The sequence below is a fragment of the Flavobacterium sp. genome (assembly GCF_043722275.1).
GTDB lineage: Bacteria > Bacteroidota > Bacteroidia > Flavobacteriales > Flavobacteriaceae > Flavobacterium.
On the sequence record NZ_JAYSPC010000132.1, the window covers coordinates 1 to 13,019 of the forward strand.

Genomic DNA, 13,019 nt, shown 5'->3' on the forward strand with positions numbered 1-13,019 from the left:
GGCTCACCTCTTCCCATCCCGAACAGAGTAGTTAAGCCCGCCTGCGCAGATGGTACTGCAGTTATGTGGGAGAGTATGTCGTCGCCTTTCTTTTGAAAATCCTGTTTCTTAACTGAAACAGGATTTTTTTGTTTAAAAATTTTTGTTATGGCTTTCTAGGGATCAAGCGTATCGCCATTAGGAAGTATTTTAAATTCAAAATTTAGATTTGACTTCTTTGCTCTCTCCATAGCTTCATTTTCTTGATCTATAGCTTGTCAGCGATATTTCCACCTGAGCATTTGTACTTCTGTGGTCAAAATAGTTTAATATTGGTTAGTAGTTAAAGTATTGAGCAGGATATTAAAGTTTTTAATGCTGAATCCTCTACATTTCTATACCAATGCGCCATTTTGGTGATAGCTATGAGTATTGTTGTTATTATAAATTCCTCGAAGCTGATGATTTAGATTATAGGATGTTTTAATATCAGGGTCTAAGTCAAATAGTATTTGAGCTCTTGTTTTTGGCTCTCGGCCGTTTTTCGTGATACTTATAAAGTAAATACCTGATTCTGGCTAGTAACTTTGTTATAGAATCATCGTTAGGTAAAAGCTGCTGGGTATATGATTCATTTCTAATTTTGCTGGTACGATCAAAGATTTTCAAATCTATGGCCTCAGAAACCTGCCGGTAACTTGTATGGTTTTTGGGAAATATCTCATTGAATCATTTCGTGGAATCTATTTTTGAATTGTTTACTATAAGAAGTTAGATTTCTTTCTTGATTTTAATCTTTACAATCATCCGTTTTTAAAGCTATTCTTGTCCAAAAAAAAAAAGACAAGATTTTATTGAATTGCAAAATCTTATTTTATTGAGTTAATAGCTATGATTAAAATGGCTTACTTTAGTACAAAGCTTAATAATGTCAATTTAAACCATAATAATGTATTTAAAATATTTATTGATTTGTTGTATTTTGTTTTCAATTACTGCAAATTCACAACTTGTAGAAGAGAAGAAAAATTTTCGTGCGGCAGATTCATTGTTGAAAGAACCTAGTTTTTCTGTTCATAAAGACAATTACTTTTTAACGGGAGTACCAATCAATACGGATATAACCCGTAATACTGCTGATGTAAAATATCAGGTAAGTTTTAAGTTACGATTAAACTCAAAGCCTTTGTGGGGAGGTTTTTTCCCTTATTTAATGTACACCCAAAAAGCCTTTTGGGATATTTATGCAAGTTCAAAGCCATTTGCAGAAATTAATTTTAATCCCGGCGTTGCCCTTGTTCGTCCATTTTATTTGAAAGGCGGAAGGTTAACTTATGGATCAATCTCATTCGAACATGAATCTAATGGTAGAGATTCTATTTATTCCCGAACATGGAATATGCTTGCTTTCTCATTAAAATCACAAATTTCTCCAAGATGGATTGTTGGGTTAAGAGGGTGGATTCCGCTTGTTGATAAAGATGATAATCCGGGACTTACTAAATATGTTGGCTATGGCGAAGCGAGTGCAACTTATCAAATTCAACCTGGACGATGGAGTGCAGATATTCTTTTCAGGAAAGGGAGTGGTCTTATCAATTACGGTTCTTTGCAGACACAGGTAAACTGGAGACCATACAAAAGTGAAAATTATTATCTCACGCTGCAATGGTTCGTGGGATATACCGAAAGTTTGATTGATTATCAGGAACACAAAAGTATGATACGTCTGGGATTTACGATTAAACCTGAAAATATGGGAATTTTTTAATCTCATTAAAAGGATTTTATCTTAAACTTATAAGCCACTCAATTGAGTGGTTTTTTTATTTATCGCGTTATCAGATGATTATATTAAGTCGTCTTAAACGGATTATAATGAAAGAATTAGAATTTTTTATCTTACCAAACCTCTTTTAAAATTGCTGTTGGTCGAAATTTTGTAGGTCAGATTATATTTTAGCTTAATATTGTGTTATTACTTTAAGTACTATTAATTCCATCCCAATGAAAAAAGCTTTTCTAATATTATGTGTTTTTTGCATAATAGCATCTGTTAGCGGTCAAAAAAAGGTGAAATCTCCAGAACCATTTGGTCCTTTGCCAACACAAAAACAAATTGACTGGCAGGAAATGGAATTCTATGCTTTTGTACACTTTTCTTTAAATACATTTACAAATAAGGAATGGGGTTATGGCGATGAATCTCCTGAACTTTTTAATCCCACAAATCTCGATGTTCGTCAATGGGCAAGAGTGGTGAAGGAATCTGGTATGAAAGGAATTATTTTAGTTGCCAAACACCATGATGGTTTCTGTTTATGGCCATCTGCTTACACAGACCGTTCGGTTAAAAATTCTCCTTGGCAAAACGGAAAAGGTGATCTTATAAAAGAATTAGCCGCCGCTTGTAAAGAATATAATCTGAAATTGGGATTATACCTTTCACCGTGGGATAGAAATAACGCTAATTATGGAAAACCTGAATATATTACTTATTTCAGAAATCAGCTAAAAGAATTACTGACTAATTACGGTGATGTTTTCGAAATGTGGTTTGACGGTGCTAATGGAGGTGACGGATATTACGGAGGCGCAAATGAAACCAGAAAAATAAACACATTGGAATATTATAATTGGGATGAAACCTATAAATTGATATACAAAATAGCGCCTAAAACATTGGTTTGGGGCGTTGGGCCTTCAGAAGCAAGGTGGATTGGGAATGAAGAAGGTCGCGCGGGAAAAACAAATTGGAGTCTTTTACGTCAAAAAGATGAACTGGCGGGAAAGGTTCATTATACTGAGTTTATGTCAGGTCATGAAGATGGAGAAAAATGGGTTCCCGGAGAAGCTGATGTTTCTATAAGACCGGGATGGTTTTATCATGCTGTCGAAGATGATAAAGTACGTTCTTTAGATGAAATGGTTGATATTTATTATGAATCGATTGGTCGTAATGCTACTTTATTATTGAATTTGCCTGTAGATAAAAGAGGTTTAATTCATGAAAATGATGTAGCGAGATTAAAAGAACTGGTTTCAACTATTAAGGAAGATTTTAAAACTGAATTATTAGCTAAAAGTAAAGTTACAGCTAATAATGTTAGAGGAAACAGCAATGAATTTGTTGCTAAAAATGTCACAGATCAAAATAAAAATTCTTATTGGGCGACTGATGACAACGTGAAATCAGCTTCTATTGTTTTTGAATTTGATAAACCAACATCAATAAATCGTATTCTGCTTCAGGAATACATAAAGTTAGGTCAACGTGTTAAAGCATTTAATATAGAAGCTAAAATCGATGGAAATTGGAAAACTGTTGCGAACGAAACTACTATTGGTTACAAACGAATTTTACGAATTGAAAGAGTTATTGCTTCAGCTTTAAAAATACATATTACTGATTCTAAAGCAAGTATAGTCATTTCGAATATTCAGGCTTTTAATGCGCCAACTTTTGTTCATATGCCTGAAATTCAACGGGACAAAAGTGGAAATGTTACGATCAAATCTGAACAAGAAAACCCTGTTTATTATACCGTTGACGGAAGTAATCCAACCCAAAAAAGCACCTTATATAAAGGAGTATTCCAATACAATAAAGCGGTTGAAATTAAAGCGGTCGCTATTGATGCAGCCGAAAACATTAGCAGTGCCGTCAAAACCGCAAAATACGGAGCGTCTAAAGAAAACTGGAAAATAGTTAAAGCTTCCAGCGGAGATTTAAGCTCAGTAGACCGAATTATCGACGGAAATCCAAATACAGATTGGAGTTTTGGTAATGATACGAATAAACTTCCGCAGGAAATAACAATCGATATGGGAAGTATTTTGAATATAAATGGCTTTACATATGTACCACAGCAAGTTGGAAATAACCTCAATTTAATTTCAAATTATGAGTTTTACACCAGTCTGGATAATGTAACGTGGACATTGCAATCGCAAGGTGAGTTTTCGAATATAAAAAATAATCCTATCGAGCAGATAAAGACATTTAAAAACGATAAAGCACGATATATTCGTTTCATTGCAAAGTCGGCAGTAGGGAAAGGATCGACGGTTTCGATTGCAGAAATAAATGTGATTGAAACACTATAATGCTTTTTAATTGGGTTCTGTTTTCTTAAAGTTTCGAATTGTGTTTTCTAGCGAAGGTTACAGGTTATTAGTCGAATTTTTGATTATTAACATTGTGTAATATTTAATTTTATATCAAATAATCACAACAACACACAAATGATTAAAGAAAGTATAAATTTTAAAGAAGCAGGAAAGTTTGAAGAAACCCGTTTTGAGAAGATTCATAATGTGATTTTTGATTCATCTCAGGAAGCTTCAGTTCTCGTAGCTCAGGAAATAGCCAATATAATTCAGAGAAAAGAAGAGTTAAACGAACCATGTGTTTTAGGATTAGCAACAGGATCTTCGCCAGTAAAAGTGTACGAAGAACTTGTTAGATTACATAAAGAGGAAGGTCTAAGTTTTGCCAATGTGGTAACCTTCAATTTAGATGAATATTATCCAATGGATAAAAATAATATTCAGAGTTATTATCATTTTATGCATGAACATTTATTTAATCATGTCGATATTCATCCGCAAAATGTTAATATTCCTGATGGAAAAATAAGCAACGAAGATTTACAACAATACTGTATCGATTATGAAATGAAGATTAAAGCTTACGGCGGATTGGATTTTCAGCTTTTAGGAATTGGAAGAACGGGACATATTGGTTTTAATGAACCGGGATCTCACGTTAATTCGGCTACCAGAAGTATTACGCTTGATCATTTAACACGTATTGATGCTGCATCATCATTTTTAGGAATTGATAATGTACCCAGAAAAGCGATTACAATGGGAATTGGTACGGTAAAAAATGCCAAAAGAATTGTGCTTTTAGGATGGGGAATTAGTAAAGCTGAAATCATAAAGAATACTATCGAAGGCGAAATTTCTTCACGAGTTCCGGCAACGTATTTACAACAGCACAACAACACAACTTTTGTTTTAGATATAGAGGCTTCATCGGAATTAACGCGAGTTAAGACGCCTTGGTTGGTTAAATCTGTAATCTGGACAGAAGAATTAAAACTGAAAGCTGTTGCCTGGTTAAGTGAATTGACTAAAAAACCTTTCCTTAAATTAACAGATAAGGATTATAACGATAACGGAATGTCAAGTCTTTTGACCGAGGAAGGAACTGCATATGATTTGAACATAAAAATGTTTAATAAAATGCAGCAAACCATTACTGGATGGCCAGGCGGAAAACCGAATGCAGATGATACTTACAGACCAGAACGTGCAACTCCGGAAAAAAAAAGAATTATCATTTTTAGTCCGCATCCGGATGATGATGTGATATCTATGGGAGGGACTTTTGACCGACTTGTTGAACAAGGTCATGATGTTCATATTGCGTATCAAACGTCAGGAAATATTGCAGTTTCTAATGAAGAAGCTTTAAAATTTGCTGAAATTTCAAAAGCATTAAATACTAATTCTACGGAATCTGAACATATTATTAACTTTTTAAAGAGTAAAAAAGCGAATGATATTGATTCATTAGAAGTTAGAAAATTAAAAGGATTAATTAGAAGAAGTGAATCTGTTGCAGCTACAAGATATTTGGGCGTGCCGGATTCTAATGTTAACTTTTTAGATTTACCATTTTATGAAACTGGAACAGTTAAGAAAAATAACCTTGGAGAAGCTGATATTCAAATTATGTGTGATATTATCGAAAGGATAAAACCACATCAAATTTATGCAGCCGGAGATTTAGCAGATCCACACGGAACTCATAAAGTTTGTCTTGATAGCTTGTTTGAAGCTTTAAAAAGAGTAAAACACAACAGTTATATGGATGATTGCTGGGTTTGGTTATATAGAGGAGCTTGGCATGAATGGGAATCGTACCAAATTGAAATGGCGGTTCCAATGAGCCCTGATCAGGTTCTTAAAAAACGTCATGCCATTTTCTACCACCAATCTCAAAAAGACGGAGTAATGTTTCAGGGAGATGACAGCCGTGAATTTTGGGTACGAGTTGAAGACAGAAACAGATTAACAGCAGAAAAATATCACGCTTTAGGTTTAGCAGATTATTCGGCTATTGAAGCTTTTAAACGATATTATTTTTAGATAATAAAAATCTTTTTAAAATATAATAAACTATTTCATGTGGTTTATTTGGTTAGTTACCAACTTTGAAAATGCAGCCCTGGTTAGGCTGCATTTTTTTTTGTTTTATGTTTAACCGAAAAAAATTTTAACCGCAAAGGCGCAAAGATTTCTCAAAGCACACAAAGTTTATCCTTATTTCAATGTCACCCTGAGCGAAGTCGAAGGGCGCAAAGTAGCTCCACAATGTTATTTTTCATCACAATCTTGTCATCCTGACGCAGGAAGGATCACACACGAAACTCGTCAAAATAATTCGCCAATCTTTGATGTGATTTCTCATTCTTCGAAATGACAAACTGACTTAAAAAAAACCGATATCAAAAATTCAAAATTTGATATCGGTTTTATTATTCAAAAATGTTCTTGTTCTAAATCGAAGAATTCAAAATTCTCTGTTTCACATGATCGATATACGATCTTCCTATTACATATCTCAATCCTTCAATTTCGATACTATTTCCTTCAACGGCATCAATTTTATCAATTGCGATAGTGTAAGAACGGTGTATTCTTAAAAAATTTCTTTCGGGTAATAAATCTGTAAAGTCAGATAATGTGCTGTGAATAATGTATTTGCCTGTTAGCGTATTTATTTTCAAATAATCTTTTAAGCTTTCAATGACCAGAATTTCATTAAAGAAAATCTTTTTCATTCTTTTCTTATCAATTTTCACAAAAATAAAAGGGCTTTCAGGAGTATTTTCGTGAGGAATATTATTTTTATTTTCAAGTCTTTTGCTAATCTTATTAAGCGTTTTCATTAACCTTGGAAACTCGATAGGTTTTACCAGATAATCTAAAACATCTAGTTCATAAGTTTCAATTGCAAACTGACTATAAGCACTTGTAATAATAAGTAAAGGCGGGTTTTCAAGGCTTTTTATAAAATTTATACCGTCAAGAACAGGCATATTTATATCAACAAAAATTACATCAACCTTATTATTTTTTAAAAAATTTAAACCTTCAATTGGGTTACTGAAAGTATTTATTACCTCAAAATTTTCAATTGGCTCTAAATAATTTTTTATAACATTAATAGCCAATGGTTCATCATCTATAATCAAACAATTTATTTTCATTTCTATAATCTTATGTTATTTGAGCGAAATAATTTAGCAGGTAAATCTATATACGAAGAAAAGCTGTTCATGTTACTTTAATCACAAGCTTTACGACAAAAATATTCTTTTTATTCTTAAATGAAAGCTTATAGTCATTTTTATTATAACCTAATTCTAATCTTTTCTTAACGTTCTCAATCCCTATACCACTTGACTTGTTAAAATTATCTGTATGATGCGTAATTTCTGCCATTGGGTTTGAAATCGTAAAATGCAGATAATCGCCTTTTACCTTAAAGTTAATATCGATCGTCACATTTCCGGTATTTTTGTTTACGCCGTGCTTAAATGCGTTTTCAATAAAAGTCAATAATATAATAGGAGAAATTTCCTTATCATGAATATCGCCGGAAATTGACATATTAACTTCTAAGCGATGATCGTTTCTAATTCGCTCTAAATCAAGGTAATTCTGAATACAAAGTATCTCGTTTTCTAAAGTCTGTTTTTTATTTTTTGTGTCATATAACATATAACGCATCAACTCAGATAGTTTAAGAACGATTTTTGGAGTTTTATCTGATTTTTCTACAGATAAAGAATAAATATTGTTCAGTGTATTAAAGAAAAAATGCGGAGAAATTTGAGATTTCAGGAAAAGTAATTCAGTTTCTAGCTGGGATTTTTCAAGATCTGTAACCCTTTTTTGTTCTTTTAAAAAATCCAGCGTAATCTTAATTGCCGTTACAAAAGTAATCACATAAAGTTCGCCCATCATCATATCTATAGTATAATTGAGCGTTAGTTTATCGATCGTTTCAGGTCCTTCTGGCCAGACATCATGCGTGATTAATAAATAGGTAAGATTGAATTTAATAAATACCATTATAAACAGAGACGACAAAATTGCAAGAACATACAAAAGATACTTTTTTCGATACACCAGATACGGCATAAAAATCAAAATATTCAAATAACATAAAGTCATGTGAATTGGGAAACCCAATAAGTTTGTTTTGAATGAATAGAGGTAATCATTAAAATAACTTCCCCAGCGAAATGTATTAAATAAAAAGTAAGTAAGCCAAAAAAGGATGTGATAATGCAATGGTATTCGATAAAGTTTGCTGGAATTGAAATTCATAATAATGATGTGTTTTATGACTTTTTATGATGTTTATCTTAGTTTATACGTCGTCCGTCTAAATTAGTTTTAATAAAAGTCAAATTTATTTAAATTTAAAGTTAAATTAAGGTTGTTTAATATGAAGAATTTTACGCTGCTGGTTTTATTTGCGATTCTGATCGCAAGTTGTAAAATAAATACATACAAAAATAATAGTCAGCAAAATATTTTTGCAAACCAGGTTGATCCATTTATTGGAACAGGCGGACACGGACATACTTATCCCGGCGCAACAGTTCCGTTTGGAATGTTGCAGGTAAGTCCTGATAATGGTATTTCAAACTGGGATTGGTGTTCGGGATATCATTATTCAGATTCTATTGTGTCAGGTTTCAGTCATTTACATCTTAGCGGAACAGGAATTGGTGATTTAGCAGACATCTTATTTATGCCCACCAATAAAAAACTGGACTTAACAACAAAAACAACTTCTCGCGATCAATTAACTTATAAATCAAAATACAGCCATGTTAACGAAAAAGCAACACCGGGTTATTACCAAGTTTTTCTTGAGACTCCTAAAATCAATGTAGAATTAACGTCGTCACAACGTACAGCATTTCATAAATATACCTATTCTAAAAACGACAAACAATCGGTTGTGATTGATCTTGGCTTTGCCATAAATTGGGATAAAGCACTAAAAACAGGAATCACAATTGAAGATCAATATACAATAAGCGGATATCGTTTTAGTACAGGATGGGCAAAAAATCAGAAAGTATTTTTTGTCGCAAAATTTTCAAAACCTATTTCAGAATCCGTATTAATTGCTAATAAACAAGTAATTACAGGTAATAAAGCCGATGGAGAAAATTCAGCAGCACAATTATTTTTTGATGCTAAAAACAGCGAAGAACTTGATGTAAAAGTCGCTTTATCATCTGTAAGTATTGCAAATGCAAAAGAGAATCTTGACGAAAAAGATGATTTCAATACAACAAAATCAGAAACTGCAAAAATATGGAATTCGGCTTTAAGCAAAATCGAAGTTCAGACCCCAATCGATTCATTAAAAACAATTTTCTATACCGCATTGTTCCACACTCAAGTTGCCCCTGTAGCCTATAGTGATAAAAACGGTCAGTTTAGACAAGAGGATGATCAAATTGCAACCGCAAAAGATTATACCGCTTACTCGACCTTATCACTATGGGATACTTTTAGAGCCGAAAATCCATTGTTGACTTTATTAGCTCCAAAACAAACTTCAGACATTGTGAACTCAATGTTAGCGTATTACGACATTAAAAAAATATTACCCGTTTGGACACTTTCTGCCAATGAAACCAACACAATGACGGGATATCATTCGATTCCTGTAATTGTCGATGCTTACCTAAAAGGGATAAAAGGTTTTGATGCCGAAAAAGCATTCCAAGCCATGAAAACCACAATGATGCAGGACGAACGCGGACTGAATTTCTACAAAAAATACGGTTACATTCCTTATAATTTATTAGATGAATCTGTTACCATAACTTTAGAATATGCTTATGACGATTGGTGCGTGGCGCAAATGGCAAAAGCATTAGGGAAAACTGCAGATTATGAATTTTTTCTAAACCGATCAAAAGCCTATCGTTATTTATTTGATTCGAAAACAGGATTCATGAGAGGGAAATCTGAAGATGGAAAATCATGGAACGAACCATTTGATGCAAAACATTCTAATCACAGAGAACATACAGATTATACCGAGGGAAACGCTTGGCAGCACAGCTGGTTTGTACCACAAAATGTAGAAGATTTTATTTCGTTACACGGAAGCAATGAAATTTTCACCAAACGATTAGAGCAATTGTTTACCGAAAGTTCAGAGATAACAGGAAGTAATGTTTCGGCAGATATTTCAGGATTAATAGGTCAATATGCACACGGAAACGAGCCAAGTCATCACATTGCCTATATGTTCAATCATGCGGGACAACCGTGGAGAACACAATATTGGGTACATCATATTCTTGATACGCAATACAATACAACGCCAAACGGATTAAGCGGAAACGAAGATTGCGGACAAATGTCGGCATGGTATGTTTTCAGTTCAATGGGATTATATCCAATGAATCCTGCTTCGGGAGAATATGAAATAGGAAGTCCGATATTTGAAAAAGCAACAATCAATCTTGAAGGAGGAAAAACTTTTGTAATCGAAGCAGAAAATGTTTCAGATAAAAACTTTTATATCCAGTCAGCAACCTTAAACGGAGTTGCTTTCGATAAAACAGCCATCACACATCAACAAATAGTACAAGGCGGAATTTTACATTTTGTAATGGGAGCTCAGCCGAATAAAAATTGGGGATTAAAAAAATAAGAAACAAAATAATTAACCACGTAACTAACCAACAAACAAATTAAATTAATGGATATCATTGACGTATCAATCATCGTAGCTTATATTCTACTCTCGGTAGGAATAGGAATTTGGATTTCAAGAAAAGCATCAAAAGGATTAGATGATTATTTCCTTGGCGGAAAAACAATCAAATGGTATTTTTTAGGATTAAGCAACGGATCAGGAATGTTTGATGTTTCAGGAACTTCCTGGATGATTGGCGTATTGTTTTTATATGGAGTAAAAAGTTTCATGTTTATGTGGCTTTGGCCAATATGGAATCAGATTTTTGTCATGATGTTTCTTGCCGTCTGGATCAGAAGATCAAAAGTAATGACAGGATCTGAGTGGATTTTAACCCGTTTTGGAAGTGACAGAGCCGGAAAAGCATCTCATATTATTGTCGCTGTTTTTGCGATTATTTCAACAATTGGTTTCATCGCTTACTTTTTTGAAGGAATCGGGAAATTTGTAACCATTATTCTTCCGTGGGATTTAACACTTCATTACGGAGATTTAATCATATTAACTTCAGAACGATCTTACGCTTTGATTATTATACTTTTAACCACAATTTATACCGTAAAAGGCGGAATGTTTTCTGTCGTAGCTACAGAAGTTGTACAATATTTAATCATGATTATTGCCGGAGTTTTAATTGCCGGATATGCTTTTATCAATTACACAGATCTTCAGATAAATTCGGTAATAACCGATGAATGGAAAAATATTTTCTTCGGATGGCAATTTGAAACCCAATGGAGTGATAAATTCCAAACCTTCAATAATTTGATAGATTCAGAAGGTTATAAAATGTTTGGTGCTTTTATAGGCATGACATTATTCAAAGGATTCTTTGCCAGTATTGCTGGACCAACGCCAAGTTATGATTTACAACGAATTCTTTCGACAAAATCAGTAAAAGAAGCCGCGTATATGAGTGGTTTTACCAACCTGATTTTATTTATTCCAAGATATTTATTAATTACCGGAATCGTAGTAATTGCTTTGGTAAATCTTGCGCCTGAGTTAAATGCAAATACAGGTTTAACCGGAGCTGATTTAGAATTATTAATGCCAAAAGTCGTTAACCTATACATTCCTGTTGGGATAAAAGGAATTTTATTAGCAGGATTATTAGCAGCTTTCATGTCTGGATTCTCCGCTTTTGTAAATGCTGGACCGGCATATATTGTAAATGATATCTATAAAAAATACTTCAAACCTGTTGCTACAAACGCACATTATATAAAAGTAAGCCAGATTTCTTCATTCTTGGTTGTAGGTTTAGGAGTTTTCATGGGATTTTTTGCCGATTCAATCAATTCATTAACGCTTTGGATTACAAGTGCTTTGTACGGAGGTTATGTCGCAGCCAATTTTCTAAAATGGATTTGGTGGCGATTTAATGGCTGGGGTTATTTCTGGGGAATGTTTGCCGGATTAATCGTGGCTTCATTACAATTTGCTTTAGGTCAGGCCAAAGGAAGCTTATCCGAAGGATCATTTCTATACGATTTAGCGCAAGTTCAGGCCATTTATTTATTTCCAATAATATTTGGATTCTCTATTTTGGGTTGTCTTTTAGGAACTTTTCTAAGCAAACCCACAGATATGGACGTTTTAAGATCTTTTTACAAAAACGTAAGACCTTGGGGTTGGTGGAATCCGGTTTATAAAACATTAAAAATTGAAGATCAAAGTTTCGAAAAAAATAATGATTTCTGGAAAGATATGCTCAATTGCGCAATCGGGATTGTGTGGCAATCCAGTATGATTTTGCTTCCGATATTTTTCATTATCAGAGATTATCCAAAAGCAATTACGGCGTTGTTAGTGTTTTTAGTGACCACAACAATTTTGAAATTTACATGGTTGGATAAAGTTAGAAAAATAGAAGATTAAAGCTTAACACGTTCAGTTCATTCCGAGGAACGAGGAATCACACGCGTAACTGGACAAAGATTGACGACGAAGATTGTGGAATTTCTAATGCGATCCTTCCTCCGTCAGGATGACAAGATTGCGCAGAGAATGAAGAATACGCCAAAGTTTGTCATTCCGAGGAACGAGGAATCACACGCGTAACTCGACAAAGATTGACGACACAGTTTTGTCATCCTGACGGAGGAAGGATCCCCGCGAGAAACTCTACAAAGATTGGAGAATTTAGTAAAGGAGCAACTTACGGAGATCCTTCGTTCCTCTGGATGACAAACAGAAACAAAAACAAAAAAACAAATTATAA

At 33.6% G+C, this 13,019-nt stretch carries 7 protein-coding genes and 1 rRNA gene; 6 read left to right on the forward strand and 2 right to left on the reverse strand.

The window, feature by feature from the left end; all coding sequences use genetic code 11:
- The 4 genes from rrf to nagB all read left to right on the forward strand — a co-directional run.
- Positions 1 to 90, forward strand: a 5S ribosomal RNA gene (rrf, locus tag ACHZDT_RS16175); the annotation flags it as partial.
- Positions 91 to 928: 838 nt separating this feature from the next.
- Entirely contained in the window at positions 929 to 1,750 is an 822-nt protein-coding gene (locus ACHZDT_RS16180; protein WP_394775658.1) for a phospholipase A, read from the forward strand.
- A 236-nt stretch (positions 1,751 to 1,986) separates the two neighbouring features.
- Positions 1,987 to 4,086, forward strand: coding sequence for an alpha-L-fucosidase (locus ACHZDT_RS16185; protein ID WP_394775659.1), 2,100 nt, complete (start codon positions 1,987 to 1,989; stop codon positions 4,084 to 4,086).
- Positions 4,087 to 4,224: 138 nt separating this feature from the next.
- Positions 4,225 to 6,138, forward strand: coding sequence for a glucosamine-6-phosphate deaminase (nagB, locus tag ACHZDT_RS16190; protein ID WP_394775660.1), 1,914 nt, complete (start codon positions 4,225 to 4,227; stop codon positions 6,136 to 6,138).
- Between the two features lie 410 nt (positions 6,139 to 6,548).
- Here the strand turns inward: nagB and ACHZDT_RS16195 are convergent, their stop codons facing one another.
- On the reverse strand, positions 6,549 to 7,262 hold the full coding sequence (locus tag ACHZDT_RS16195; protein ID WP_394775661.1) for a LytR/AlgR family response regulator transcription factor: 714 nt from the start codon (positions 7,260 to 7,262) through the stop codon (positions 6,549 to 6,551).
- Positions 7,263 to 7,329: 67 nt separating this feature from the next.
- Positions 7,330 to 8,388 carry a sensor histidine kinase gene (locus tag ACHZDT_RS16200; RefSeq protein WP_394775662.1) on the reverse strand — a complete coding sequence of 353 codons (1,059 nt, stop codon included), beginning with the start codon at positions 8,386 to 8,388 and terminating at the stop codon, positions 7,330 to 7,332.
- A gap of 121 nt (positions 8,389 to 8,509) precedes the next feature.
- On the opposite strand from ACHZDT_RS16200, the gene ACHZDT_RS16205 reads away from it, so the two are divergent.
- Positions 8,510 to 10,750, forward strand: a complete 2,241-nt coding sequence (locus ACHZDT_RS16205; protein ID WP_394775663.1) for a GH92 family glycosyl hydrolase — start codon at positions 8,510 to 8,512, stop codon at positions 10,748 to 10,750.
- Positions 10,751 to 10,798: 48 nt separating this feature from the next.
- Positions 10,799 to 12,676 (forward strand): sodium:solute symporter family protein, encoded by a 1,878-nt coding sequence (locus ACHZDT_RS16210; RefSeq protein WP_394775664.1) that lies wholly within the window; start codon positions 10,799 to 10,801, stop codon positions 12,674 to 12,676.
- The last annotated feature ends 343 nt before the right edge of the window (positions 12,677 to 13,019 follow it).

Coding starts and splice junctions, on each gene's coding strand:
- ACHZDT_RS16180 (WP_394775658.1), top strand. CDS start 929: ATGTATTTAAAATATTTATTGATTTGTTGTATTTTGTTTTCAATTACT.
- ACHZDT_RS16185 (WP_394775659.1), top strand. CDS start 1,987: ATGAAAAAAGCTTTTCTAATATTATGTGTTTTTTGCATAATAGCATCT.
- nagB (WP_394775660.1), top strand. CDS start 4,225: ATGATTAAAGAAAGTATAAATTTTAAAGAAGCAGGAAAGTTTGAAGAA.
- ACHZDT_RS16195 (WP_394775661.1), bottom strand. CDS start 7,262: ATGAAAATAAATTGTTTGATTATAGATGATGAACCATTGGCTATTAAT.
- ACHZDT_RS16200 (WP_394775662.1), bottom strand. CDS start 8,388: ATGAATTTCAATTCCAGCAAACTTTATCGAATACCATTGCATTATCAC.
- ACHZDT_RS16205 (WP_394775663.1), top strand. CDS start 8,510: ATGAAGAATTTTACGCTGCTGGTTTTATTTGCGATTCTGATCGCAAGT.
- ACHZDT_RS16210 (WP_394775664.1), top strand. CDS start 10,799: ATGGATATCATTGACGTATCAATCATCGTAGCTTATATTCTACTCTCG.